Source organism: Nonomuraea sp. NPDC050547 (assembly GCF_044457345.1).
GTDB lineage: Bacteria > Actinomycetota > Actinomycetes > Streptosporangiales > Streptosporangiaceae > Nonomuraea.
On sequence record NZ_JBITGW010000028.1, the window covers coordinates 145,494 to 169,640 of the forward strand.

Below are 24,147 nucleotides of genomic sequence, written 5' to 3' on the forward strand. Positions count from 1 at the left end.
TCATATCCGTTCCGCTATCAATCCATGATCCATATCGCTATTGGACATCCGCCGGCGATCTCTGCTCTGCTCTCCGCTATGCGATTTCCCTTCCGGAGTGCCACGGCGGTGCTCACCGCGGCCGCTTCGCTCGCCTCCGCCTCCCCGGCGCACGCGCGCACCGCCCAGACCGATCTGGAGCGCAAGCTGCGGGAGCTCGAGAAGTCCTACGACGGGCGCATCGGCGCGGCGGCCATCGACCTGGCCACCGGCAAGACCATCGGATACCGGGCGAACGAGAGGTTCCCGTTCAACTCCATGTTCAAGGCGTACGCGTGCGCCGCCGTCCTGCGAAAGGCCCGCGACACCGACCCCGGCCTCCTCGACCGCGTCCAGCGCTGGAAGCCGGAAGAGGTGCTGGAGAACTCCCCGGAAACCCGCGAATACACCGACACCGGCATGACCCCGGCCCAGTTCTGCCGCGCGGCCGTCACCAAGAGCGACGGCTTCGCGGGCAACATGCTGCTGAAGCAGATCGGCGGCCCCGCCGGCCTGACCAGGTACTTCCGCTCCCTGGGAGACCGCCACAGCCGCCTGGACCGCTTCGAGCCCCACCTCACCGAATGGAAACCCGGCGAGGTACGCGACACCAGCACCCCGGCGGCCGCCGCCGCCGGCCTGTCCAAAGTCACCGCGGGCAACGCCCTCCACCCCGATGACAGAAAGCGGCTGATCGGCTGGCTACGCGCCTCCCTCACCGGAGCCGAGCGCATCCGTGCCGGACTCCCCAAGAACTGGACGGTGGGCGACAAGACGGGCACGGGGGGCGCGAGCAACTACGGCACCGCGAACGACATCGCGATCGCCTGGCCACCCAGGTCAAAGGCGCCGATCATCATCTCGATCTTCACCAACCGCAACACCAACGGCGTCTCCCCCGACCAAAAGGTCATCGCCACCACCGCCACCGAACTGGCCAAGGCCCTCGGCCATATCCGTTAGATCTCGGCGTCGGGCTGCGGTCGATCACCAGGCGGGGCCTGCCACCCGCGGTGCTCATCACCGCCGGCCGGAGACCATCAGCCGCGCTCCGAAACATCCGCTCATGCCGAGGAGCAGGTGCGAGGTCTGACGACGGCCATGCCGCGCCCCCGGGGTCAGCGCCAGGGCATGTGCTGCAGGCACCAGGTGTTGCCGTCGGGGTCGGCGAAGTAGGCGTAGAGCACTCCGCCGAGGTCCTCGACCTCGCTGATCTCGACGCCGCGTTCGGCGAGTTCGGCGCGGGACGCCTCGATGTCGGCGACCACCAGGTGCAGACCACGCAGCGTTCCCGGCGGCATGTCGAGGGTGGGGAGACCTTCGGCGAGGGTGATCGAGCAGGCCGAACCGGGTGGGGTGAGCTGGACGACGCGGATGCCGGGTTTCGGGTTGACGTCGACGTCGAGGCGGAACCCGAGCCGGTCCCGGTAGAAGGCTTTGGCCCGCTCGATATCGGTGACCGGTACCGGCACCAGCTCCAGCAACAGCACGCCGGGCGGCACGGGCGGGTTGCCGGCATTCTCGGGGACCTCGTTGGCGGGGGTGGACGTGTCGGTCACGGGTGGGGCCTTTCGTGGATGAGGGTCGGCGAGTGCCGCGCACGTCGTGTCCAGCGTGTCGATAACCCACCGGTTCAATAACCTGATGGTTTTATATGTGCGAGAGTCCGGATTTGTCAAGATCGCGAACGTTCTTGGGCACCATGGGCAGGTCTTCACACAGGCGTCGGTCTCGCTGGACGGGTACCTCTCCGGGCCTGGTCAGACGGGGTTCGACCGGCTGTTCGCATGGTACGGCCGGCACCGTCGCCACCCCCACGGCCGATCCGGACCGGCCGGCTGGGAGGCCACGACGACGTCGTTCACGTTCGGTGAGCTCGGCCGGCGCCCGGACAGGTGATGGGATCAGTCACCCAAGCCCGGTTCCGATCCACGTCCCGCGGGAAAGCCTGACCTGCGGCGCCAAACGGAGGCACCGCGAGAGAGGCGGCAATGGACCATGGCACCCGCGGCGAGCTCATCGGCCGGCTGGCCGAGGCGATCACGTCCGTCACGACCGGGCACCCCCTGCGGGTCGCCATCGACGGGCCGCCCGCCGCCGGCAAGACCACGCTGGCCGACGAGCTCGCGGCCGTCCTGCGCGCGCAGGGCCGCGACGTCATCCGCGCGACCATCGACGACTTCCTCGTCCCCCGCGCACGGCGCTACCGACGCGGCCGGTACTCGGCCGAAGGCTGCTACTTCGACGCCCACGACCACGCCGCGCTGTGCCGGGTCCTGCTCGATCCGCTGGGCCCGGGGGGAGACCGAAGGTTCCGGCACACGGTCTACGACGCGGACACCGACACCCCGTCGTCCCCGCCGGCCACGACCGCCTCCGCGGACGCCGTCCTGCTCTTCGACGGCGTCTTCCTCCTGCGCCCCGAACTCATCGACCGGTGGGACCTGCGCGTCTTCGTGTCCGTCCCTTTTGAGCAGACGGTAGATCGCGCCCGGGAACGAGGCAAAGGATCGACCGGATCCACCGCCGACATCGAACGGTCCTGGCGCAACCGCTACATCCCCTCGCAACAGCTCTACTTCGCCGCAGCCCGCCCCACCGACCACGCCGACGTCATCGTGTACAACGATCAGCTCCAACGGCCGGCCTGGGAAGTCCGGCCACACCCATCGATACACGGGATGTGACCCTTGCTCCGCCTCCGGCCGGATCAGATCGGGCATCAACCGCCCGGACCATGGACACCGTCCTCGGCAGCGGCTCCCGAAACGACTCAGGCCCCCTACCTGTCATTAGGTAGAGGGCCTGAGTCGTACCTCAATGGGCACCGTCCTGCTCCCGCGATAGGACTCGAACCTATAACCTGCCGGTTAACAGCCGGCTGCTCTGCCGGTTGAGCTACACGGGATTGAACTTCGCGCTGATCGGCGGGGCTTTGGGCCTCTCGTTCGGCGCATGAATAGATTAGCGCACTCCGGGAGTGCGTGTCGCATCGATAGTGGGGTAGGCCGGGAGACAGCGGAGGTGCAAGATGCGTTATCGGATGACATTCGCGATTGGCCTGGCTGTGGGCTATGTGCTGGGCAGCCGCGCCGGTCGTGAGCGTTACGAGCAGATCAAACGGGCCGCCCAGCGGGTGGCCGACAGTCCCACGGTGCAGGAGGCCGCGGGGCTGCTCGGAGCACAGGTCTCCAAGGCGGCCTCGAAGACGAAGGCCAAGGTCGGCGACCGGGTTCCGTTCCTGTCGCGGTTCAACCACCACGACACGGGCACCGGCTGGCCGGACGAGGAACGCAAGCCCGAGGAGACCGGCGTTCCCTACTGAGAGACGATGCGGGCCAGCGCCCTCAGGCCGGCGACCACGTCGGCCCCGGCCGGGGTCTGGCCCGGATCGGTGAGCCCCGGATCGGTGAGCCACTGCGTCACCAGACCGGTGAGCAGGCCATCTGAACCGCGCCGAGTGTACGCGCCTCGGCATCACCCACCGCGCCCTCTTCGACGCCGCCCAGGGGAGTCATCCCCGCCGAGCAGGTACGCGCCATGGTCGAACGCCGCCCCGGCACCACCGCCGCCCAGGTGGACGCCGACCACCTGGTCTGCACCTCGGACCCTGAGGGCGTTCGCCCGCCGCCGTCCGGGACTTCCTGGCGACGGTCTAGACGCCCATGCTCCGCCGTACCCCCTCAAGGGCTTGTTCGGCCTGGGCGCGCACGCCCGGGTCGTTGGGGTCGATGCCCTCGTCGAACACGAGCGTCCATTCCTTCACCTCGCCGCCCGGCGGGCGGCGGGCGATCAGGCGCACGCCGCCCCGCCCCGGCAGCCGCACGTGCTTGTTGACCACGATCGTGGCGTTCACCCGCTCGCGGACCGTCTCGGGCAGGCGGCGGGGCTCGCTCACCGGCGCCTGGTGACGCTCGCCGGTGGTGGTCGCGACGTTCAGCACGCCGTCCTCGCTCCACGCCGCACGATCGATCGTCTCGTACGGCACCCGCACCCCGTCAGGCAGGAACAACGCCCGATCGGTGGCCACCACGTACCCGTCGCCCGAGGGCGCGAAGGCGAGCACGCGCTCCCCCGGCTCGGTGGCCAGGGATTTGCGGACATCGGCGGGCAGGCGGCTCAGGAAGCTCATTCCTCCACGCTATCGGCCAGCAGGTCGAGGGTGAGCGCCGCACTCCAGGAGAAGTCCCTGCACCCGCGCCCGCTGCCGTCGAACGGGTCGAAGCACTCGCGGAACCCGGCCTGCCTGACCAGCCGCAGGGTGCCGGTGGTGAGCTGGCGGGAGAGCTGGCCGAGGGAGTGGACGGCGGCGGCGCGGCGCAGCAGCCAGTTGGTGTTGACCCAGGACGGGCCGCGCCAGTACCGGGTGCGGTCGAACTGGGCGGCCCTGATCTCGCAGCTCGGAACGGGGTAGCCGGTGGCGCCCATGAACCTGGCCGACTCCAGCACGTCGATCAGCGCGCGCACGTGGTCGGCCGGCAGGCCGGGGTCGAGCAGGGGGCCGAACGCGCCGATGGTGCTGACCCGGATGAGGCGGTCGGCGCGCAGGTCGCGGGCGTAGAAGCAGCCGTCCCAGAGCCGGTCGAGCAGCGCCTGCCTGATGCGTTCCGCCTGCTCGCGGTGGGGTGTGGGGTCGGCTCCCGCGACCCGGGCGAGCTCGGCGAGAGCATGGCAGGAGGCCAGCCAGATGCCGTTGAAGAAGGGGTCCTCGACGGCGAAGGGGTGCTCGTCGCGCAGGTACTCGGGGAGGTATCCGGCGTTGCGGTAGCGCAGGGCGAGCCAGACGTAGCGGTCGTGGTCGCTGTCGGGGTGGCGCTCGTCGAGTTCGACGTTGCGGTAGCCGTACCGGATCTCGGGGAGGGCGGCGAGCGGCTCGTCCCAGGACGGGCTGTCGTCCATGCCGGACTCCCACGGATGGATGATCGCGGCGAGTCCCGAGCCGCCCAGGTCGCGGGCGGCGGCGAGGTAGGCGTGCTGGGCGGCGAGCTTCGGATACAGGTGGCGCGCGAAGGCGGCGTCGCCGCCGTGCCGCCAGATCCACCAGGTGGCGAGCGCGTGCAGCGGCGGCGCGGTGAGGCCGGAGGTGAGCACGCCGCCGGGCGCAGCGGCGTGGTCCTGGGAGCGCCAGACGGACGGCCCGGGGAAATACGCCTCGGGGGTGTGGAAGACGATGTGCGGCACCATCCCGGTGGACCACTGCCCGGCGAGCAGCCCGGCGAGTTCGGCGTGGGCGCGCTGGGGGCGGTGGCGGGCGAGGCCGATGGCGACGAAGGCGGAGTCCCAGCTCCACTGGTGGGGGTAGAGGCCGGGCGCGGGCACGGTAGCGGTCCCCGTCCAGTTCGCCTCGAGCACGGCCATGGCCTCGCGCCCGAGCGCGGCGTCATCGACCGCGGGCCGCGCTTCCATCAACCCACTATGCGCGCCCCACGTCAAAACCCAAACCCCCAAAATTCTGAGGATCTCGTACGGCTTTCGCCATCCCCCCGCCCCGCCGCCCCCGGCGGGCCTCCGTCGAGCGCCGCGAGTGAGGGCTCACGGGGCCGCCCGCCGTAACGACTACGCCCTCACCCGAACAACTCGTGCCCCCAGAACTGGCCGGGTGCGACGCCCGGCGGGCAGGCCCAGATCCCGGACCCGACGTGCTGGATGTACTCGTTGAGCGGATCCTGCCGAGCCAACGCCCGCTGAATCGGGATAAATCCGGTTTCGGGGTTGCGTTGGTAGGCGAGGAAGAACAACCCCGCGTCCAACCGTCCCAGCCCGTCGGTGCCGTCGGTGAACGAGTAGCCCCTGCGCAGGATGCGCACCCCGCCCAGCGAATCCGGGTTCGACAGCCGCACGTGCGAGTCCGCGGGCTGCTTGGCCAGGTCCACGGCGTCGTGCTCGCGCCGCCCGCCGTAGGGCGCGCCCTCCCCCTTGGTCCGCCCGAAGATGTCCTCCTGCTCCCGCAGCGAGGTACGGTCCCAGGTCTCGATGTGCATCCGGACCCGCCTGGCCACCAGGTACGAGCCGCCGCGCAGCCACGACGGCGCCTCCGCGCCCGCCCACACGTGCCGGTCGAGCGCGGCCCGGTCGTTGAAGGCGATGTTGTTGGTGCCGTCCTTGAACCCCATGAGGTTGCGCGGCGTCTGGGCGTCCGGCGTGGTGGAGGAGGTCTTGCCGAAGCCGAGCTGCGACCAGCGCACCGCGGCGGTGCCGAAGGCCAGCCTGGCCAGGTTCCTGACCGCGTGCACCGCCACCTGGGGGTCGTCGGCGCACGCCTGGACGCACAGGTCGCCGTCGCTGCGCGCCGGATCCAGCTTGTCGGCCGGGAAGTGCGGCAGCCTCCGCAACGGGGCGGGCCGGTGGGCGGTCAGCTTGAGCCGGTCGAAGAACGACGGGCCGAAGCCCACCGTCAGCGTGAGCCGCGAGGCGGGCAGCCCGAGCGCCTCCCCGGTGTCGTCGGGCGGGGCCAGCGCCGAGCCCAGCGCGCCCCTGCCGACCTCCTGCCCGGCGGTCATCCGTACGGCCGCCTCGGTCCACGCCTTCAGCAGGGCCACCGCCTTGGGCACGGAGGGCTCGACGAGGTCGAAGGCGGCGAAGTGCAGCCGGTCCTGGACCGGGGTGGCGATGCCGGCCTGGTGCGGGCCGTGGAAGGGGACGGCGGACGGCGCCGCCTGGGCGGGTTCCGGGCCGCCGAGCCGTACCAGGGAGACTCCCGCCACCGCGACGCCCGCGCCGGCGGCCAGGCCCGCGCCCGTGAGCAGCTTCCTGCGCGAGACGGCCACGGCTCAGCCCGCCACGGCGTCGGCCAGCCCGGACAGCGGCTCGGCGAGCGCGTTGACGCCGTCGGCCAGCTCCTTGATCTGGGCCTTGGACAGCTTGTCGTAGGTGACCCAGCCGTCGCCGGAGACGTGCGCATTCAGCAGCTCGTCCAGGTCGGCGAACTCGGTGTCCAGGGTGGTGACCAGGGCCGGGTTCTTCTCCTGCAGGACGGGCGTGAGCAGGTCGTAGACCTTCTTGGCGCCCTCGACGTTGGCGGCGAAGTCCCACAGGTCGGTGTGCGAGAAGGCCTCCTCCTCGCCGGTGATCTTGCCGGTGGCCACCTCGTCGAGGAGCTCCTTGGCGCCGTTGGCCATGGAGGTGGCGTCGATCTGCGCCTTGGGGATGCGGGAGTTGAGGTCGGCGAGGTCCTTGAGCAGGAGGTCGCCGTACTTCTTCTCCTTGGCCAGCGTGCCGGGCGCGGTCCAGAGGGCCTTCTCCAGGCGGTGCCAGCCGGTCCACTGCTGGCCCTCTTCGAGGTCGGCCTCGCGCAGGTCCACCTTGGGGTCGATGTCGCCGAACGCCTCGGCCACCGGCTCGACGCTCTCCCAGCCGTAGCGGCTGGGGGCGTAGAGGTCCTTGGCCCGGTCGACGTCGCCCTTCTTGACCGCGGCGACGAACTTCTCGGTCTTGGCGATCGTGTCGTCCACCTGCGCGGTGACGTAGGCGCGGTAGTCCTCGACCGCGCGGGTGACGCGCGGGTCGGCCTGCTTGGCCAGCTCGCCGGAGACCTTGAAGTCCTGGCGGATGCCCTCGCCCTTGTGGCCGGGCTTGCAGGCCAGCTGGTAGGAGCCGCCGCCCAGCTCGACGACGAGCTCACCGGAGGCTCCCGGCTGGATGTTGTTGCGCTCGGAGACCACGCTCTTGTCGGCGCGGTAGACGTAGACCGCGGTGGCCTGGGCGCCCTGGTTCTTGATCGCGAACTTGATGACTCCGGCGGCCAGGTCGGTCTTCTCGGCCACGCAGGTGGTGTCGGTGGCTGCCACCGCCACGGTCTCCTTGACCGCGCCGGTGGGCGCGGCCTGCGTGAAGCCGGAGCTGCCGCTACCGCTCCCGGTGCCGCCGTCGGCTCCGTCGTCGGCACCGCCGCAGGCGGCCAGGGCGAGAGCGAGAGAACCGCTCAGGGCGAGCGTCCGGAGCACGGAAGCCATGGGGTCTCCTGGTGACGTAAGGTGCCCCTAACTTAGCTTCCCCTAACCTAACAGTGGAGAGTGACGTACGCCACCAAAGTGACCTCAGTCGGTGAGCACCTTCTTCAGCAGCAGGACGCCGAGCCCGACGGCGCCGATGATCAGGGCCCACTTGATCAGCGTGAACACGAGACCCACGAGCGGACCGAGCAGAAGGAAGGCCGCGACGAGGGCGGCGATGATCAGAAGAATTCGTCCCATGTCATCGACGGTATGCGCGGATTCAAGCCAAATGCAGGCGTCACAGGGTTGAATCAGGGTCAAGTCAGGGATCCCCCTACCTGGCCTGAACGGGGAGTGTGATGAGCCTGGGTCTGCCCATGAGCCGAGAAGGCGCCGACTATGAGCTCCGAGCACGCGCGGAGGAGCGCGACCGCATCTCGGGCGACCTTCTCGACCTGGATGCCCACAACACCTACCAGCTGCTCAAGGGCGCCACCCTGCGGGGCGCCACGGCGAGCAGGTGGGCCGCCGCGCAGGCGTCGGTGGCCGCGATGTGGGCGCTGTACGACCTCTACCGCGCCGTGCTCCGGCAGGCGGAAGAGGTACGGGCACGGCGCGGTAAACCGGGTACCGCGGAGCTGGCCGAGATCACCGCGTTACTCACCGGCCCGTCCGTCGTGCTCAAGGCCGCGGCCAAGCCCGTGGAGCAGCGCACGCTGGGCGAGGCGGAACCGGACGAGCTGCTCACCCTCGACCAGACGGTGGCCAGGATGGACGCGGCGTTCGGCGAGATCGCCAAGACCCTGCAGGACGTCGACGCGGTCTGGAACCCCGCCCTGCCCCGCGTCGAGCAGGCCGAGGCGAGCGCCCAGGCGCTCGTGACGCTGACCGCCGAGGTGGGCGAGCGCCTGGACCTCAGCGCGGTCGAGTCCGACCTCGCGCGCGTGCGCGCGCAGGTCGTCGAGGACCCCATCGGCTGCGCTCCGCCCGGCCCCGAGCTGGACCGCCTCACCAAGCTCCTCGACGCGAGCCGCGCCGACCTGGAGCGCGCCGTGCGCGCCAAGCGCGACTACGCCACCCGCCGCGACCGGCTGCTGGCCGCCATCGACACGGTACGGCAGGCCGAGGCGGAGGCCAGGATGGCCCACGGCCAGGTCGTCGTCAAGATCGTCCTGCCGCCGTCCGCGGCGCCCGGGAACCGCCTGCGGGACCTCGTCGCCCACCTCTCCGGCCTCGACGCCGCGACCGAGGGCTGGCTCACGCGATCGACCCGCCTCGACGCGCTGGAGAAGGCCGCCGCCGAGGCCGCCGACAAGGCGCGGGCCAGCACGCGGGCGCTGTTCGGCCTCATCGGCCGCCGCGACGAGCTGCGCGGCAGGCTCACCGCCACCCAGGCCAAGGCCGCCAGGGTCGGCCTGGCGGAGAACACCGAGTTCACCCGCCTGTACGAGCGGGCGCACCAGATCCTCTGGACCGCCCCCTGTGACCTGAGGCAGGCGTCCACCGCCGTCGACCTTTACCAGAACGCCATTCATGGAGGCAGCCGATGACCACGTGTGCCCAGCCGGGCTGCCCGGGCACCATCGAAGACGGCTACTGCGACTACTGCGGCCACGCGGCCGCCACACCACCCTCCGCGCAGAGCGCCTCCCCGGCCACCGGTCCGCTGAGCACGCCCATGAGCACGCCGGTCAGCGGCCCGGTGAGCCGCTCGACCGGCGGCCGGCTGGCCGCCTCGCTGGAGGACCTGCCGGCGGTGCCCGCCGTCAACCCCGACGACGTGGTGCTCAAGGACCCGCAGGTCGCCGAGGAAAAGCGCTACTGCACCTCGTGCAGTGAGCCGGTGGGCCGCGGCAGGGACGGCCGGCCCGGCCGTGCCGACGGGTTCTGCCCGAACTGCCGCACCCGCTTCTCCTTCAGTCCCAAGCTGGTGGAGGGCGACCTGGTCGGCGGCCAGTACCGGGTGCGGGGCGCGATGGCCCACGGCGGTCTCGGCTGGATCTACCTGGCCACCGACGAGAACCTCGACGGCAAGCCCGTCGTGCTCAAGGGCCTGCTCAACACCAACGACCCCGAGGCCCTGGCCGCGGCCGAGGCCGAGCGGCGCTTCCTCACCTCTGTCGACCACCCGAACATCGTCGACATCATCAACTTCCAGCACCACGACGGCCTCAGCTACATCGTCATGGAGTTCGTCGGCGGCCAGTCGCTGCACCAGTTGCGCCGCCAGGGCGTGGTCCCGCTGCGCGACGCGCTCAAGTACGGCAGGGAGATCCTGCGCGCCTTCGGCTACCTGCACGAGCAGGGCCTGGTCTACTGCGACCTCAAGCCCGCCAACGCCATCCGCGTCGGCAGGCGGCTCAAGCTCATCGACCTGGGCGCGGTCCAGCGGCTCGGCTCTCCACCTGGCACCTCGTGGGTGACGCGCGGCTACCACGCGCCCGAGCTGGAAACCCTGCCCTCCTCCGTGGTCTCCGACCTCTACACCGTGGCCAGGACGCTGGCGGTGCTGGCCATACCCGGCTTCAGCCCGGTGCGCGACGGCAAGGAGAACCCGCTGCCGGCCGACTGCGGGCACGAGTCCTTCACCCGGCTGCTGCGCCGGACGACCGCTCCCGAGCCGTCGGCCCGCTTCCAAAGCGCGGCCGAGATGGAGGAGCAGCTCGTCGGCGTGCTGCGGGAGATCAGCGCCGAGGCGGAAGGCGTCCCGTTCCCGCAGGTGTCCGGGCTGTTCGGGCCGGAACGCCTGGCGGCGGGCGCGGCCCTGTCCCCCGACCCGGCCCGGGTCTTCGCCGAGCTGGATCCGCTGGAGGCCGCGGCGGCGATGCCGGTGCCGCTGGCCGACCCCGCCGACCCCGCCGCCGGCGCGCTGGCGGGGCTCGCGGGCCGCTTCCCGCACCAGTTGCTCGCCCAGGTGGAGGCGATGCCACAGACGCCGGAGACCGTCCTGACCCGGATCAGGCTGCTGGCCGAGACCGGCAGCCCGGAGGCCGGGCAGGCTCTCACCGACGCGGCCGGCACCCTGGGCGGCGACTGGCGCCTCACCTGGTACCAGGGCGTGCACGCGCTGGCGACCGGCCACGCCGACACGGCCGCCGGGCTGTTCGACGAGACCTTCACCATGCTGCCCGGTGAACTCGCCCCCAAGCTGGCCTACGCCCTGGCCCTGGAGGCCGCGGGCAAGGACGCCGGCCGCTGGTACGAGACCGTCTGGCGTACCGACCGCTCCTACGTCAGCGCCGCCTTCGGCCTGGCCAGACGCCATCTGGCCGCGGGCGACACCGCCTCGGCGATACGCGTGCTCGACCAGGTGCCGGCCAGCTCCAGCCACCGCGTGGCCGCCCAGCTCGCCTGCGTGGCCATCGGCGCCCGCACCCGGGCGGGTGACGCGCGCGAGGCCGCCGGCGCCGCCGACCGCCTCGACGCGCTGACCGACCTCGACCAGAGCCGCCGCGACGGCATGCTGGCGGAGGTCCTGACCTCGGCGCTCGCCGGGCTCGCGAAGGCGCCCCCGCAGCCGGGCCTGACGATCGCCGGGCAGCCGGTCACCGAGGAGAGCGTGCGCGGCCAGCTGGAGAGCATCTACCGCCGCCTGGCCCACGCCGCGACCTCGCGCCGCGAACGCCACGCCCTGGTCGACCGGGCCAACGCCGTCCGGGTGAGGACGTGGGTATGACCTGTCCCCTCTGCGCGGCCTCGGTGCTGCCGTCGGACTCCTTCTGCGAGGCCTGCGGCCACCCGCTCAACGCCCCCACGTGTACGGCGTGCGGCACCCCCACCGTGGACCCCGAGGGCTATTGCGAACGCTGCGGCCTGCGCCAGCCCACCGGCCGCGACCACGAGGAGGCGGCCCTGGAGACGGGCGCCGCGGGGGTCACCGACAAGGGGCTGCGCCGTACCCGCAACGAGGACGCGATGGCGCTGCTGGAGGCGGGCGGCACGACCGTGGCGGTGGTCTGCGACGGCGTCGCCTCCTCGCCCAGGGCGGACGAGGCGTCGGCGACGGCCGTCCGGACCGCCTCGGCCGCGCTGGCCGGCGGCGCCTCGTCGGAGGAGGCGTTCAAGCTGGCGTTCCGCGCCGTCGCCGATCTGGCCGACGACCCGGCCGACCCGCCGGCCTGCACCTATGTCTCGGCCCTGGTGGGCGGCGGGCGGATCACGCTGGCCTGGGCGGGCGACAGCCGCGCGTACTGGCTGCCCGGCTGGACTCAGCTGACCGTGGACGACGCCGCGCCCACCGGCGAGATCACCGCCTGGCTCGGCGCCGACGCCGGCCCGGTCGAACCGCATGTGCGGACCTTCGCGCCCAGCGAGCCGGGCCTTCTGTGCGTGTGCACGGACGGCCTGTCCGGCTACCTCGGCGACGGTGTGCCCGACGCGGGCGAGCCTCAGGCGCTCGCCCGCGACCTGCTCAAGCACGCGCTCGACGCGGGCGGGCGGGACAACGTGACCGTCGTTCTGATCCCCGTGAACCCCCTAGGAGGCACTGATGGCTGACTTCAAGCTGAATATCGACCAGAACAAGTTCCTGCCGACCGACGGCCGGGAGGTGCACGCCGTTCTGACCATTGAGTCCTCCGGGACCGTCACCACGGACACGGGGCCCGCCGAGGCCGCGGAGATCATCATCATCGACGTGTCCGGTTCCATGAGCGGGAGCAAGATCAGGGATGCGAGGGAGGCCGCTTCCGCGGCGGTGCAGGCGCTGCGCGACGGCGTGCACTTCGCGGTGATCGCCGGCAACCACGAGGCCGCGGTGATCTATCCGCAGAGCGGCAGGCTGGTTCCGGCGCACGGTGCCTCGCGCAAGGAGGCGCTGGGCGCGATCAGGCGGCTGGGCGCCGGTGGCGGCACCGAGATCGGCCGGTGGCTCCAGCTGGCCGAGAACCTGTTCCGTTACCACCCGAACGCCATCAAGCACGCGATCCTGATGACCGACGGGCAGAACAACCAGAGCGCCGACGTCTTCGCCCGCGCGCTGCAGGCGTGCGAGGGCAGGTTCGTCTGTGACAGCCTCGGCATCGGCGAGGACTGGGTCCCGGCCGAGCTGCGCAAGGTGGCCGAGGCGCTGCTCGGCACCTCCGCCTTCGTCAGGAACCAGGGCGACCTGGCCGCGTTCTTCCGCGACCTGACCCAGCAGTCGATGGGCAAGACCGTGGCCGAGCTGGCCCTGCGCCTGTGGGCGCCGCAGAACTCGCGGATCAAGTTCGTCAAGCAGGTCAACCCCACGCTCGTGGAGCTCACCGGCAAGCGCACCGACGTGAACCCGCTGACCGGCGACTACCCGACCGGTTCCTGGGGCGCCGAGGAGCGCGTCTACCACCTGTGCGTGGAGCTCGACCAGCCCGGCCAGATCGGCAACGAGATCAGGGCCGGGTGGGTGAAGCTCGTGCTGCCGGACACGCAGGAGGTCTTCGCCAGCGGCAACGTGCTGGCCCAGTGGACCGACGACCTGGCCCTGTCCACCCGGCTCAACCCGAAGGTCGCCCACTACAGCGGCCAGGCCGAGATGGCCGTGCTGATCCAGGAGGGACTCAGCGCCCGCGACGCCGGCGACCTGGACACCGCCACCGCCCGCCTGGCCAGGGCCAGGAAGATCGCGGTCGAGTCGGGTCACGGCGACACCGCGAGGCTGCTGGACAAGGTGGTCGAGATCGACTCCTCCGGCACCGCCCGGCTGCGCCGCCAGGTCGACAAGGCCGACATGATCGAGCTCGACACGGGCTCGGTGCGCACCAGCAAGCTGAGGAAGGAGGAGGGCTGATGGCCACCTGCCCGAGCGGGCACCCATCGGGCGCCGACGACTACTGCGACGTCTGCGGCACCCAGATGCCCGGCGGGTCCGGCGCGGCCTCTCCGGCCGTCCAGTCTCCCACCCGGGTGGCGGCGGCCCCGGCCGGCGGCGAGCCGTGCCCGGTGTGCCAGGCTCCGCGGGCCGGGCAGTTCTGCGAGGTCTGCGGCCACGACTTCAACGCACCCGCCGACGCGCAGGACCACCGCGGCCCCGGCCCTGGCACCGGACCCGGCCTTGGCCCGCTCCCGCGCCCACCGACGCCGACGCGCTGGGAGGCGATCGCCGGCGCCGACCGGGCCTACTTCAACGAGATCATCGCCGAAGGCGGTCCCGACGCGGCCGCCATGGCCTTCCCGCCGTACTGCCCCGAGCGCTCGTTCGCGATGGCCGGCCGGCACGTGCGGATCGGCCGGCAGAGATCCTCCGGCGGCAACGACCCCGAGATCGACCTCAGCGGCCCGCCGCAGGACCCGGGCGTCTCCCACCTGCACGCCGTCCTCCTGCTCAGGGACGACGGCGGCTGGGACCTCGTCGACCCCGGTTCCGCCAACGGCACCCGCGTCAACGGCAAGGCGCTCAAGGTCAACGTGCCGGTGCCGGTGAAGCCGGGCGACCGCATCCACGTGGGCGCGTGGACCGTCATCACCATCCGCGAGAACATGCCATGACGATCGTCCAGCCCGCCACCACGCCAACGCCCGCGCAGACCCAGAGCGCGGTCCCCGCGCCGGTGATCACGCAGCACGCCGTCTCGCGCCACAGTGTGCCCGGCCGCGTCCGCACCCTCACCGGCGCGGTGCTGATCGCGCTGGCGCTGCTGTCGGCGCTGCTCGCCTTCGGCAGCGGCAGCGCCCGCGAGGGCCTGCGGGTGATCGGCCACGACTCCGGACCGCAGGTCGTCGCCACGGCCGGCCTCTATCTCGGGCTGAGCGACATGGACGCGCAGGTCGCCGACGTGCTGCTCATGGGCAGCGAGTACGGCGAGCGCCGCGCCGCCGCCCTGGCCCAGTACGAGCGCCGCCGCACGGAGGCCAACCAGGCGCTGCTGGACGCGTTCGAGCTGGCCGACGGAGACCCGGCGGAGCGGCTCACCATCCAGTCCGTCCTGGACGGCCTGGGCCGCTACGAGCGCCTGGCCGGCGAGGCCCTGCTGCTGAACACCCAGTCGGGCCACGCCGCGGGCGTGCCCCCGGAGCGGGTGTTGAGCGTCTACCGGCAGGCCACCGACCTGATGCGGCTGGAGCTGCTGCCGAAGGCGTACAACCTGACGCTGGAGAGCGGCACGATCGTGCGCCGCACCCACGACGAGGAGAGCGCGGCCGTCCGGCTGCTCATGCTCGGGCTGATCGCCGCGCTGATCGCGGTCGGCGGGCTCATCGTGGCCCTGCAGCTCTATCTGGCCCGTGCCTTCCGCAGGCGGCTGGCGCCCGCGCTGCTCCTCGCGACGGCGCTGACCGTCGTCGCGGGGCTGGTCGGGGTGGGCGTGCTGGGGCAGGCGCTGCAGTCGATCGCGGCGGCCAAGCGCGACGGCTTCGACGCGGTGCTGACCACCGCCCGCGCCCGCGCCATCGGCAACAGTCTCCACGCCGACCAGGCACGTTACCTGCTCGACCCGGACAGAGCCGACACCTACGAGCACGCCTTCCTCGACAAGTCTCAGTCGCTCGTCTACGCCGACGGCGGCAACGTGGAGGCCTACCACGCCACCTTGGCCAAGAACGGGCAGGTCAGCCTGGGTCTGCTGGCCCCGGTCCGCGCCAACGTCTCCGGCAACTTCGCCGCCTACCGGCGCTTCCAGGAGGCCGACGGCCGGATGCGCGCGCTGGCGACCTCGGGACAGACCCCGCAGGCCGTCTCGGCCAAGCTCGACGAGCTGGCGCAGAGCTTCACGGCGTTCGACAAGGAACTGGTGACGGTCGGCGAGCGCTACGAGGCGACGTTCACGAAGACCGTCGCCGCCGGTGACGGGGCGCTGGACGGGCTGTGGCGGCTGGCGCCGTGGGCGCTCGGCGCGGCCGCCGTCCTGATCGCCGCCGGCGTGTGGCCCCGGCTGAGGGAGTACCGATGAGGCGGATCGCGGCGCTGGCCGTCCTGGCGCTCGTGGCGGTGTCCTGCGGGACCGGCGGGGTCGAGAGCGTGATGGGCAAGGAGACGATCAGGATCGGGGTCCGTACCGACCTGCCGGGGATCGGCGTGCGCACGGCTTCCGGCGGGTTCGAGGGCCTGGACGTGGACGTGGCCCGCTACCTCGCCAACAAGCTCGGGGCGCGGCCGCAGTTCGTGCCGGTGCTGGCCGCCGACCGGGAGAAGGTGCTCGCCGACGGCCGGGCCGACCTGGTGCTGGCCACGTTCTCCATCACCCAGGAACGCAAGTCGCGGGTGTTGTTCGCCGGTCCTTACCACCTGTCGTACCAGGACATCCTGGTGCGGCCCGACGAGGCGCGGATCAAGAAGGTCCGGGACCTGGCGGGGCGGCGGATCTGCGAGGTGCAGGGCGCCAACGCCGGTCAGCGGGTGGTCGAGGAACGGAAGGTGGCGGCCCTGCTCGTCCCGGTGCCCGACTACGGCACCTGCCTGCAACGCCTGAAGGCCGGGCAGGTGGACGCCATCACCACCAACGACATCATCCTCGCCGGCCTGGCCGCGAAGGACGGCTCCGGCCTGCGGCTGCTCAACGCGCGCTTCAACGAGCAGCGGACCGGCGTGGGCCTGCGAGTGGGCGATGTGGAGGGCTGCGAGGCGGTCAACCGCGCGATCACCGACATGTACCAGGACGGCACGGCCAAGTCGCTGTTCAAGAAGTGGTTCGGCACGACCGACCTGGACTTCTCGACGATCGCCGTGCCCCAGTTCGAGGGCTGCTCGTAATCACGGACGCGCGGGCCCGGGGGCGTCCGGGCCCGCGTGCGTCGGTGAACTCAGTCCAGGTAGTCCCTGAGCATCTGCGCGCGGGTGGGGTGGCGCAGCTTGGCCAGGGTCTTGGACTCGATCTGCCGGATGCGCTCGCGGGTGACGCCGAACTCGCGTCCGACCTCCTCCAGCGTGCGCGGATGACCGTCGGCGAGGCCGAAGCGCAGCTGGATGATGCGCTGCTCGCGATCCGACAAGGTCGCCAGGATGTCGTCGAGCTGGTCCTGGAGCATGATGAAGGCGGCGGCTTCCATGGGTACCACCGCGTCGGCGTCCTCGATGAAGTCGCCCAGGTCGGAGTCTTCCTCACCGATCGGCGACTGCAGCGAGACCGGCTCCTGGGCGATGCGCTGGATCTCCACCACGCGATCGACCGGCAGGTCCATTTCCTTGGCGATCTCTTCGGGGATGGGCTCGCGCCCGAGGTCCTGGTGGAGCTGACGCTGCACCCGGACGAGTTTGTTGATCGTCTCCACCATGTGCACCGGAATGCGAATGGTGCGCGCCTGGTCGGCAATCGCCCGAGTGATCGCCTGCCGGATCCACCAGGTGGCGTACGTGGAGAACTTGTAGCCCTTGGTGTAGTCGAACTTCTCGACCGCGCGGATCAGGCCGAGATTGCCTTCCTGGATCAGGTCCAGGAAGAGCATTCCGCGGCCCACATAGCGTTTGGCTATCGACACCACGAGTCGCAGGTTGGCCTCGATGAGGCGTTGTTTGGCCCGGGTTCCCTGCCAGACGAGCTCGCGTAGCTCGGGGAAGGCCAGACGGGAGACCCCGTTGCCCAGCTTGTCCTCGGCGAACAGGCCGGCTTCGATCGACTTGGCGAGTTCCACCTCCTCCTCAGCGGTCAGCAGCGGCACGCGGCCGATCTCGCGCAGGTAGATGCGGACAAGATCGCTGGTCGGCGCGCGTTTGCCTACGTCTTCCTCGTCGGCGCGGGTGGTCTCCTCGTCGCCCTGAGGCTCAAGGACCTCCACGCCGTTCTCGGCGAGCATGCGCACGACGCGTTCCAGCGCGTCGGACGGCAGCTCGGATCGGTCGAGCGCGGCGGCGACGTCATCGACGGTTACGCTGCCGCGCTCCCTTCCCTTCGCGACGAGGTCCGCCACCTGGTCGACCGATGGCGCTCCTGCTGGCAGTACCGATGCACCCACGGGACACAGTCTGCAGTATTGGTTCCATAAAATGGCAGACCCATTTTTGTCACAGAAGGTAAGGCGGGGAGTCCTGCCAAATTGAGATCGGTTTAAGGTTTAGCCCGAGTTTGATCAGGAAAGTAAAGTCAATTGCGCGCTCCGGTTAGGTGCGCCCGGGTGCCGGGCGCCACCTTTCCCTGCCTGAGACGTCGGGAATCAATCCACTGAATTCACCGGAAATCGCCGATGTGGTCGCGGGCCCAATCGGCGTACGTGCGTCCCGGACGGCCCAGCACCTGCTCCAGATCGGGCCACGGACGCTCCAGCGCCGACCAGTCCTGCTCGGAGTAGCCGTCCTCGCCGGAGGCCGCGCCGCCGTCGTAGTCGACGAAGCCGAGCATGAGATCGGCCGACGCGGCGGCGAACCCGCCCTGCGCCTTGAGCAGTTCCCTGGCCCGCTCGCGCGAGACCTCCTCGTAGCGCACCGGCTCGCCGAGCGCCGCCCCGATGGCGGCGACCTGCTCGCGCACCGTCCACGAGGCCGGCCCGGTGATCGTGTACGCGCGGCCGTGATGCCCGTCCTCCAGCAGCGCCCGTACGGCGACGGCGGCGATGTCGGCCTCGTGGACGAGGTTCATCGGCTCGTCGGCGAACGGATAGCGCACCACCCGCTCGGCCCGCACCGACGGCGCCCAGAGCTGCAGCATGTTCGCCATGAAGCCGCCGGGCCGCACGTGGGTCCACTCCAGGCCCGACTTCTCCACGACCGTCTCGACCGGGTTGTGATGCAGACCCACGCTCACCGAGGCGCCCGACAGATCGACGATCCGCCGCACGCCCGCCTCCTTGGCCAGCGCCACCACCTCCTCGGCGGTCTCCTCGACCGGGAACAGGTACAGCGCCCGTACCCCCTCCAGCGCCGCTTCCAGCGTCCGCGGGCGCTCCAGGTCGGCCCCGGCCACCTCGACCCCGTCCGGCAGCCCGTGCGCCGCCTCGGGCCTGCGCGTCGTCGCCCTTACCTCCGCGCCCGCGTCCACGAGCTGCTTCACCACGTTGCGGCCCACGAATCCCGTGGCGCCCGTCACCAGAACCGTCATGCCACCCACGCTAGAACCCATTCCGGCCACTTTCCGTCCGCAATATGCTGCCGGTCATGGCGAATACAAGCGGCCGGATGCTGCGCCTGCTGTCCCTCCTGCAGACACACCGCCACTGGCCCGGCACCGACCTCGCCGCCCGCCTCGGCGTCAGCGAGCGCACGCTGCGCCGCGACATCGACCGCCTGCGCGAGCTCGGCTACCCGGTCGACGCCGCCCGCGGCGTCGACGGCGGCTACCAGCTCCGATCCGGTACGGCCATGCCGCCCCTCCTCCTGGACGACGACGAGGCGGTGGCCATCGCGGTCGGCCTTCAGGCGGCCGCCGACGGCGCGGTCGTGGGCGCGGAGGAGACGTCCGTCCAGGCCCTCGCCAAAATCGTCCAGGTCATGCCGCCCAGGCTGCGGCACCGGGTCGACGCTCTCGCCCGCTACACCGTCCGCCCCTTCACCTCGACGGGCCCTCGGACCGACCCCGCCACCCTCACCGCCCTCGCCCAGTCCTGCCGCGACACCGAACGCCTCCACTTCACCTACCGCGCCCCTGATCCGGCGTCCCGTGCGGAACCCGCCGCGGAGGACAGGCGGCATGTGGAGCCGCATCGGCTGGTGTCCGTGCGGCACAAGTGGTACCTGCTGGCCTGGGACCTCGACCGGCACGACTGGCGGACCTTCCGGGTGGACCGGATGCGGGCCCCGGCCACCACCGGCGTGCCGTTCCGACCTCGGGAGGTGCCGGGCGGCGATCCGGCCGCGTTCGTGCGGGACCGCTTCACCTCGCAGTCCACCGCCTGGGAGATCGTGGTGATCGTCCAGACCTCCCTGGAGCACGCCCGGCGCGTGGTCGCGGCGACCGGCGGCGTCGTGGAACCCGTCGACGACGCGAGCTGCCGTCTCGTGCTGCACGTGGACGAGTTCGACTGGCCGGTGCTCATCCTGACCGCGCTGGCCGCCGACTTCGAGGTGGTGAGGCCGCCCGAGTTCCGCGCGTACCTCGGGGAGACCGTGGCGCGCCTGGCTCGCGGCGTCAGCCGGTCGGACGGACGGTCAGGCTGACGGCGCGATCCTGACGTTCACCCGCCGGGTCAGCTGCCGGCGGCGCGGTCGCGCAGGACGCGGCGCTGTTGTTCGAGGGCGACCAGTTCGCCGAACATCCGGTTGTACTCCTGCTGCTCCTCCACCGGGTTGAGCCGCTGGATCCGCGCCTTGACCTGGGCGATGGCCCGGTCGACCGCGACCGCCTCGATGGCGGCCAGCATCGCCGCGCCATACCTCTCCTCGACGTGCGCCTCGGCCCGGATGACCTCGACGGCGAAGCGCGTCACCAGCCCGCGCGCGGCCTCGTCGGGCGCGTGCTCCAGCAGGCGGTCGACCCACTCGCGCCCGCCGAACCCGGCCGCCGCCACACCGCCCGCCGCGACGATCACGCCGTGGAGCAGCACGTGGTCGGCCCCGGTGAACGCCGCCGGGTCGAGCGCGTCGAAGCGCGGCCCGAGCAGCGCCGGACGCTGGATGGCCAGCTTGAGCAGCTCGCCCTCGACCCGCACGTTCGGGTCGATCGGCGCCTCCCGCCGCGCCCGCTGCGGACGCCCCTGCTGCGCGCCGCCGACCTCGGCGATGCGCTGCATGACGAAACGCTCGTCCATGAAACCGAGCCACCGGTCGAGGTCGATCGCGTAGCGCTTGCGCAGGCCGACGTCCTTGATCCCGGCCACGATCGGCGCCGCCGCGTCCAGCGCCGCGATCTTGCCCTCGTTGCTGCGCAGGTCGTAGCGGGCGATGGTGGAGCGGATCGCGAACTGGAAGAGCGGTTCCCTGCTGGCGATCAGGTCGCGTACCGCCGCGTCGCCCTGCTTGATCCGCAGATCGCAGGGGTCGAGGCCGTCGGGCTGGATGGCGACATAGGTCTGGGTCACGAACTTCTGCTCGTCCGCGAACGCCCGCAGCGCCGCCTTCTGCCCCGCAGCGTCACCGTCGAAGGTGAAGATCACCTCACCGGTGGCGGCCGACTGGTCGAGCAGGAAGCGCCGCAGCACCTTGATGTGCTCTTCGCCGAACGCCGTCCCGCAGGTGGCCACGGCCGTGGGCACACCGGCGAGGTGGCAGGCCATCACGTCGGTGTAGCCCTCGACGATAACGGCCTGCGAACGCTTGGAGATCTCCTTCTTGGACAGGTCGATGCCGTAGAGCACCTGGGACTTCTTGTAGAGCGGTGAATCAGGGGTGTTGAGGTACTTGGGGCCGTCGTCGGCCTCGATCAGCTTGCGCGCCCCGAACCCGATGACATCGCCCGTGGCATCGCGAATGGGCCAGATCAACCGCCCGCGGAAGCGGTCGATGGGCCCCCGCCGCCCTTCCTTGGCCAGCCCGCCCTTGACGATCTCCTCCGCCGTGAAGCCCCGTCCCATCAGGTGCCGGGTCAGCGCCTCCCATTCGTTGGGCGCGTACCCCACGCCGAAGAGCTCGGCGTCGGCCCGCTCGAACCCCCGCTCCGACAGGAACTTCCGGCCCGGCGCCGCGTCCGGCGACAGCAGCCTGTCGCGGTAGAACTCCGCCGCCGCCTTGTGCGCCTCGATCAGCCGGGCCCGCTCCCCGTGATCGCGCTTGGGCACGTAGCCGCCCTGCTCGTACTGGAGCGTGATCCCGGCCCGCGCGGCCAGCCGCTCCACCGCCTCGCTGAACGGCAGGTGCTCGGTCTTCTCCACGAAGGTGATCACATCGCCACCTTCTGAGCAGCCGAAGCAGTAGTACATGCCGCGCTCGGGGGTGACGTTGAAGGACGGGCTCTTCTCGTCATGGAAGGGGCAGAGGCCCTTGAGATTGCCTCCGCCGGCGTTGCGCAACTGGATGTGCTCGCCGATCACCTCGGCGATGGGGGAACGCTCACGAACGAGTGCGATGTCGACATCACGGATCCGGCCAGCCACGCGGCAGAGTCTATTGCGACCCACCGACACAATCGCCGCCGCATGCGCAACGGGCTTCATTGATCAAGGCATGGAGATGCACGTGCCACTCCACGCGTGCCGTCCATCCTGGCGGCAGGTGGTCCGCAAGAGGCGAGGACGGGCGAGCGGAGTGGGCGGCTCGCCCGTAAAGTGGGGTCCGGGTGCATCCTGGGAGATACCATCCGGATCCGCGCGAAGCGTGGCCCCAGAGATAGGCGCAGCCCCAAGCCCTTTCGGGCAAACAGGTGATGCGGGAGCTCCCGGTCGGCTACAAAGGGAACGGTTGTCGTTGGATACGGTGACACGGGTGGAGATCATGCGATCGGGGCTTTTGGGGCGTTGCGCCGCCGCTGCGGGGGCATTGCTGGTCAGCGCGGGTTGTGCGCAGGGTGCCGGTGTCGCCGGGGTCAGCGCCAGCGCGCCCGCCACCGTCACCCCTTCCGCCACCCCACAGGTCACCGGCACCATTCCGCCCAAGGAGCCGCAGGCCCGGCCCCAAGGCGATGAGCCCGTCAAGGTGCCGCCGCCCAAGATGTCCAAGTACGAATACGTCTTCCCCGTGAAGGGCTGCCGGACCACGTACCAGCGGCAGCTGCTCGTCCTTCCCAAGACCACGATCTGGGCCGCCCAGGGGTGCTCTTTCGTCGCCCCCATCGGCGGGACGATCGACGAGGTCAACACCAAGAACCGCTGGCGCCCCTCCACCGACAAGGGCGCCGACCGCGAAGGCAGGTTCGTCACGCTCATCGGCGACGACGGCGTCCGCTACCTGGGCGGCCACCTCGACAGCGTCACCGAGGGCCTCGCCCCCGGCACCAAGGTCAAGGCGGGCCAGGTCCTCGGCCAGGTCGGCAAGTCGGGCAACGCCCGCGACACCGGCGCGAACCTGTACTTCGCCATCTCCTGGAAGACCGGCCCCGCCTACTGGTGGGTACGCCGCGGCATGGTCGAACCCTGGACGTACCTGGACGCGTGGGCCGAGGGCAACAAGACCTACTCCCCCCGCGACGCCGCCTTCGGCCTGCGTAAGAAGCTGGGCGAGACACCGCCCTGCCAGGTGCAGTGCAAGTCGAAGAAGGCGCCGCAGTCGACCAACGACACGAAGAAGCCGAAGGACGAGGAGCCGCCGGTCGTCATCGGTGACCCGACGACAACTCCTGCGAGTCGACCTTGACCCCTGACCTGATGAGGTCCTGGATGTCGCCGACGACGTCCCACACGTTGACGTTCATCCCGGCGACGACCCGGCCGTCGCGCAGCCAGTAGGCGATGAACTCCAGCTCGCCGACGTCACCGCGGAAGACGACCTCGTCGTAGCCCTGGATGTCGCCGGAGAACTCCATCCCGATCTCGAACTGGTCGCTGAAGAAGTACGGCACGCGGTCGTACACCACGTCCTGCCCGAGCATGGAGCGCGCCGCCGCCGGGCCGCCGTTCAGGGCGTTGGCCCAGTGCTCGACGCGCAGCCTGCGGCCGTACAGCGGGTTGAAGGACTCCGCCACGTCACCGGCGGCGTACACGTCGGGGTCGGAGGTGCGCAGCGCGGCGTCGGTCAGGATGCCGTCGGCGACGTCGAGCCCGGCGTCCACGGCCAGGCCGGTGTCGGGCGTGGCTCCGATGCCGACGAGGACGAGGTCGGCTTCGAGTCGTTCGCCGCTGCTGAGCCGTACCCCCGTCTGCGTGATCTCCGCGACGGGCGTGCCGAGGCGCAGGTCGACGCCGTTGCGGCGGTGCACGCTCGCGAAGACCTCGCCGAGTTCCGGCCCGAGCACGCGGTGCAGCGGCGTGGGCTCGGGCTCGACGATCGTCACCTGGCAGCCGGCGGCGCGGGCCGCGGCCGTGGTCTCCAGGCCGATCCAGCCGGCGCCGACGACGAGCACCCGTCCGCCGCGGGCGAAGCGCTCTTTGAGCGCCTCGCTGTCCTGCACGGTGCGCAGGTAGCGTGCGGGTCCCGGCAGCCGCCGGGGGCTGGATCCGGTCGCGATGAGCAGTTTCTGGTACGGCTGCCGCGACCCGTCGGACAGCCTGACGGTGCGGCTTCCGAGGTCCAGCCGGGTGGCCCGAAGGCCGAGGCGCAGGTCGATATCGTGCTCCGCGTACCAGCCGGCGGCGTGGACGAAGATCTTTTCTCTTTCGCTCTTGCCCTGCAGAAAGCCCTTGGACAGGGGCGGGCGTTCGTAGGGCCGTTCCGTTTCCGCGCCGATGAGGACGATCTCGCCGTCGAAGCCCTCTTCGCGCAGCGTCTGCGCCGCCTTGGCCCCAGCAAGCCCGGCACCGACGATCACAAATGTGGCCATGGGGGCAGTAT

The 24,147-nt window shown here is 71.1% G+C and carries 23 protein-coding genes and 1 tRNA gene; 12 read left to right on the forward strand and 12 right to left on the reverse strand.

The window, feature by feature from the left end; all coding sequences use genetic code 11:
• The first annotated feature begins 78 nt into the window (after positions 1-78).
• Positions 79-981: a class A beta-lactamase gene (gene bla, locus ACIBHY_RS49695; RefSeq protein WP_397310459.1), complete on the forward strand. Its 903-nt coding sequence runs from the start codon at positions 79-81 to the stop codon at positions 979-981.
• Positions 982-1,136: 155 nt separating this feature from the next.
• Here bla and ACIBHY_RS49700 read toward each other — a convergent pair whose 3' ends face one another.
• Positions 1,137-1,577, reverse strand: coding sequence for a VOC family protein (locus ACIBHY_RS49700; protein WP_397310460.1), 441 nt, complete (start codon positions 1,575-1,577; stop codon positions 1,137-1,139).
• Positions 1,578-2,009: 432 nt separating this feature from the next.
• On the opposite strand from ACIBHY_RS49700, the gene ACIBHY_RS49705 reads away from it, so the two are divergent.
• Positions 2,010-2,705, forward strand: coding sequence for a cytidylate kinase family protein (locus ACIBHY_RS49705; protein ID WP_397310461.1), 696 nt, complete (start codon positions 2,010-2,012; stop codon positions 2,703-2,705).
• Positions 2,706-2,853: 148 nt separating this feature from the next.
• Here the strand turns inward: ACIBHY_RS49705 and ACIBHY_RS49710 are convergent.
• Positions 2,854-2,926 (reverse strand) — tRNA-Asn (locus ACIBHY_RS49710).
• A gap of 123 nt (positions 2,927-3,049) precedes the next feature.
• Between ACIBHY_RS49710 and ACIBHY_RS49715 the strand changes: the two genes are divergently transcribed.
• The gene (locus ACIBHY_RS49715; RefSeq protein ID WP_379619610.1) at positions 3,050-3,343 is read left to right on the forward strand and encodes a YtxH domain-containing protein; all 294 of its coding nucleotides are present in this window, start codon (positions 3,050-3,052) and stop codon (positions 3,341-3,343) included.
• 97 nt (positions 3,344-3,440) lie between these two features.
• Here the strand turns inward: ACIBHY_RS49715 and ACIBHY_RS49720 are convergent, their stop codons facing one another.
• The 6 genes from ACIBHY_RS49720 to ACIBHY_RS49745 all read right to left on the reverse strand — a co-directional run bounded on the left by ACIBHY_RS49720 (position 3,441) and on the right by ACIBHY_RS49745 (position 8,210).
• Positions 3,441-3,620 (reverse strand): hypothetical protein, encoded by a 180-nt coding sequence (locus ACIBHY_RS49720; RefSeq protein ID WP_397310462.1) that lies wholly within the window; start codon positions 3,618-3,620, stop codon positions 3,441-3,443.
• A 53-nt stretch (positions 3,621-3,673) separates the two neighbouring features.
• The gene (locus ACIBHY_RS49725) at positions 3,674-4,150 is read right to left on the reverse strand and encodes a hypothetical protein (protein ID WP_397310463.1); all 477 of its coding nucleotides are present in this window, start codon (positions 4,148-4,150) and stop codon (positions 3,674-3,676) included.
• Positions 4,147-5,424: an amylo-alpha-1,6-glucosidase gene (locus ACIBHY_RS49730; RefSeq protein WP_397248861.1), complete on the reverse strand. Its 1,278-nt coding sequence runs from the start codon at positions 5,422-5,424 to the stop codon at positions 4,147-4,149. Before ACIBHY_RS49730 ends, ACIBHY_RS49725 begins: the two co-directional genes overlap by 4 nt.
• Before the next feature lie 158 nt (positions 5,425-5,582).
• Positions 5,583-6,785 (reverse strand): iron uptake transporter deferrochelatase/peroxidase subunit, encoded by a 1,203-nt coding sequence (gene efeB, locus ACIBHY_RS49735; RefSeq protein WP_397248859.1) that lies wholly within the window; start codon positions 6,783-6,785, stop codon positions 5,583-5,585.
• Between the two features lie 3 nt (positions 6,786-6,788).
• Entirely contained in the window at positions 6,789-7,970 is a 1,182-nt protein-coding gene (gene efeO / locus ACIBHY_RS49740; RefSeq protein ID WP_397310464.1) for an iron uptake system protein EfeO, read from the reverse strand.
• Between the two features lie 84 nt (positions 7,971-8,054).
• Complete coding sequence (locus tag ACIBHY_RS49745; RefSeq protein WP_397248855.1) at positions 8,055-8,210, reverse strand: hypothetical protein; 156 nt, start codon at positions 8,208-8,210, stop codon at positions 8,055-8,057.
• A gap of 119 nt (positions 8,211-8,329) precedes the next feature.
• On the opposite strand from ACIBHY_RS49745, the gene ACIBHY_RS49750 reads away from it, so the two are divergent.
• From ACIBHY_RS49750 to ACIBHY_RS49780, 7 genes are read left to right on the forward strand one after another with little or no spacing between them, the layout of a single operon-like run.
• Positions 8,330-9,502, forward strand: a complete 1,173-nt coding sequence (locus tag ACIBHY_RS49750) for a hypothetical protein (RefSeq protein ID WP_397248853.1) — start codon at positions 8,330-8,332, stop codon at positions 9,500-9,502.
• Complete coding sequence (locus tag ACIBHY_RS49755) at positions 9,499-11,628, forward strand: tetratricopeptide repeat protein (RefSeq protein WP_397310465.1); 2,130 nt, start codon at positions 9,499-9,501, stop codon at positions 11,626-11,628. Before ACIBHY_RS49750 ends, ACIBHY_RS49755 begins: the two co-directional genes overlap by 4 nt.
• Entirely contained in the window at positions 11,625-12,449 is an 825-nt protein-coding gene (locus ACIBHY_RS49760; RefSeq protein WP_397248849.1) for a PP2C family serine/threonine-protein phosphatase, read from the forward strand. The genes ACIBHY_RS49755 and ACIBHY_RS49760 overlap by 4 nt, the downstream gene beginning before the upstream one ends.
• Entirely contained in the window at positions 12,442-13,716 is a 1,275-nt protein-coding gene (locus tag ACIBHY_RS49765; RefSeq protein WP_397310466.1) for a VWA domain-containing protein, read from the forward strand. The genes ACIBHY_RS49760 and ACIBHY_RS49765 overlap by 8 nt, the downstream gene beginning before the upstream one ends.
• Complete coding sequence (locus tag ACIBHY_RS49770) at positions 13,716-14,414, forward strand: FHA domain-containing protein (protein WP_397310467.1); 699 nt, start codon at positions 13,716-13,718, stop codon at positions 14,412-14,414. Before ACIBHY_RS49765 ends, ACIBHY_RS49770 begins: the two co-directional genes overlap by 1 nt.
• Positions 14,411-15,814: a hypothetical protein gene (locus ACIBHY_RS49775; RefSeq protein ID WP_397310468.1), complete on the forward strand. Its 1,404-nt coding sequence runs from the start codon at positions 14,411-14,413 to the stop codon at positions 15,812-15,814. The genes ACIBHY_RS49770 and ACIBHY_RS49775 overlap by 4 nt, the downstream gene beginning before the upstream one ends.
• Positions 15,811-16,614, forward strand: coding sequence for a transporter substrate-binding domain-containing protein (locus ACIBHY_RS49780; protein ID WP_397310469.1), 804 nt, complete (start codon positions 15,811-15,813; stop codon positions 16,612-16,614). Before ACIBHY_RS49775 ends, ACIBHY_RS49780 begins: the two co-directional genes overlap by 4 nt.
• Positions 16,615-16,664: 50 nt before the next feature.
• Here the strand turns inward: ACIBHY_RS49780 and rpoD are convergent, their stop codons facing one another.
• Both rpoD and ACIBHY_RS49790 read right to left on the reverse strand, forming a co-directional pair.
• Positions 16,665-17,768 carry an RNA polymerase sigma factor RpoD gene (gene rpoD, locus ACIBHY_RS49785; RefSeq protein ID WP_312896804.1) on the reverse strand — a complete coding sequence of 368 codons (1,104 nt, stop codon included), beginning with the start codon at positions 17,766-17,768 and terminating at the stop codon, positions 16,665-16,667.
• Positions 17,769-18,025: 257 nt separating this feature from the next.
• Positions 18,026-18,892 (reverse strand): NAD(P)H-binding protein, encoded by an 867-nt coding sequence (locus ACIBHY_RS49790; RefSeq protein ID WP_397310470.1) that lies wholly within the window; start codon positions 18,890-18,892, stop codon positions 18,026-18,028.
• 56 nt (positions 18,893-18,948) lie between these two features.
• On the opposite strand from ACIBHY_RS49790, the gene ACIBHY_RS49795 reads away from it, so the two are divergent.
• Complete coding sequence (locus tag ACIBHY_RS49795; RefSeq protein ID WP_397310471.1) at positions 18,949-19,947, forward strand: helix-turn-helix transcriptional regulator; 999 nt, start codon at positions 18,949-18,951, stop codon at positions 19,945-19,947.
• A gap of 29 nt (positions 19,948-19,976) precedes the next feature.
• Here the strand turns inward: ACIBHY_RS49795 and dnaG are convergent, their stop codons facing one another.
• Positions 19,977-21,818, reverse strand: coding sequence for a DNA primase (gene dnaG / locus ACIBHY_RS49800; RefSeq protein WP_397248835.1), 1,842 nt, complete (start codon positions 21,816-21,818; stop codon positions 19,977-19,979).
• Between the two features lie 337 nt (positions 21,819-22,155).
• On the opposite strand from dnaG, the gene ACIBHY_RS49805 reads away from it, so the two are divergent.
• Positions 22,156-23,013 carry a M23 family metallopeptidase gene (locus ACIBHY_RS49805; RefSeq protein WP_397249149.1) on the forward strand — a complete coding sequence of 286 codons (858 nt, stop codon included), beginning with the start codon at positions 22,156-22,158 and terminating at the stop codon, positions 23,011-23,013.
• Here ACIBHY_RS49805 and ACIBHY_RS49810 read toward each other — a convergent pair.
• A complete protein-coding gene (locus ACIBHY_RS49810) occupies positions 22,973-24,136 on the reverse strand; it encodes an NAD(P)/FAD-dependent oxidoreductase (protein WP_397248833.1) in 1,164 nt (387 codons plus the stop codon). The two genes, ACIBHY_RS49805 and ACIBHY_RS49810, sit on opposite strands and share 41 nt — an antisense overlap.
• Positions 24,137-24,147 lie beyond the last annotated feature (11 nt).

Excerpts from the sequence above, each read along its gene's own strand:
- ACIBHY_RS49775 (WP_397310468.1), top strand. The coding sequence starts at position 14,411 with ATGACGATCGTCCAGCCCGCCACCACGCCAACGCCCGCGCAGACCCAG.
- efeO (WP_397310464.1), bottom strand. The coding sequence starts at position 7,970 with ATGGCTTCCGTGCTCCGGACGCTCGCCCTGAGCGGTTCTCTCGCTCTC.
- ACIBHY_RS49780 (WP_397310469.1), top strand. The coding sequence starts at position 15,811 with ATGAGGCGGATCGCGGCGCTGGCCGTCCTGGCGCTCGTGGCGGTGTCC.
- ACIBHY_RS49745 (WP_397248855.1), bottom strand. The coding sequence starts at position 8,210 with ATGGGACGAATTCTTCTGATCATCGCCGCCCTCGTCGCGGCCTTCCTT.
- bla (WP_397310459.1), top strand. The coding sequence starts at position 79 with ATGCGATTTCCCTTCCGGAGTGCCACGGCGGTGCTCACCGCGGCCGCT.
- ACIBHY_RS49730 (WP_397248861.1), bottom strand. The coding sequence starts at position 5,424 with ATGGAAGCGCGGCCCGCGGTCGATGACGCCGCGCTCGGGCGCGAGGCC.
- ACIBHY_RS49765 (WP_397310466.1), top strand. The coding sequence starts at position 12,442 with ATGGCTGACTTCAAGCTGAATATCGACCAGAACAAGTTCCTGCCGACC.
- ACIBHY_RS49790 (WP_397310470.1), bottom strand. The coding sequence starts at position 18,892 with ATGACGGTTCTGGTGACGGGCGCCACGGGATTCGTGGGCCGCAACGTG.
- ACIBHY_RS49705 (WP_397310461.1), top strand. The coding sequence starts at position 2,010 with ATGGACCATGGCACCCGCGGCGAGCTCATCGGCCGGCTGGCCGAGGCG.
- ACIBHY_RS49725 (WP_397310463.1), bottom strand. The coding sequence starts at position 4,150 with ATGAGCTTCCTGAGCCGCCTGCCCGCCGATGTCCGCAAATCCCTGGCC.
- ACIBHY_RS49750 (WP_397248853.1), top strand. The coding sequence starts at position 8,330 with ATGAGCCGAGAAGGCGCCGACTATGAGCTCCGAGCACGCGCGGAGGAG.
- ACIBHY_RS49810 (WP_397248833.1), bottom strand. The coding sequence starts at position 24,136 with ATGGCCACATTTGTGATCGTCGGTGCCGGGCTTGCTGGGGCCAAGGCG.
- ACIBHY_RS49755 (WP_397310465.1), top strand. The coding sequence starts at position 9,499 with ATGACCACGTGTGCCCAGCCGGGCTGCCCGGGCACCATCGAAGACGGC.
- ACIBHY_RS49715 (WP_379619610.1), top strand. The coding sequence starts at position 3,050 with ATGCGTTATCGGATGACATTCGCGATTGGCCTGGCTGTGGGCTATGTG.
- ACIBHY_RS49805 (WP_397249149.1), top strand. The coding sequence starts at position 22,156 with ATGCGATCGGGGCTTTTGGGGCGTTGCGCCGCCGCTGCGGGGGCATTG.
- ACIBHY_RS49795 (WP_397310471.1), top strand. The coding sequence starts at position 18,949 with ATGGCGAATACAAGCGGCCGGATGCTGCGCCTGCTGTCCCTCCTGCAG.
- ACIBHY_RS49760 (WP_397248849.1), top strand. The coding sequence starts at position 11,625 with ATGACCTGTCCCCTCTGCGCGGCCTCGGTGCTGCCGTCGGACTCCTTC.
- ACIBHY_RS49770 (WP_397310467.1), top strand. The coding sequence starts at position 13,716 with ATGGCCACCTGCCCGAGCGGGCACCCATCGGGCGCCGACGACTACTGC.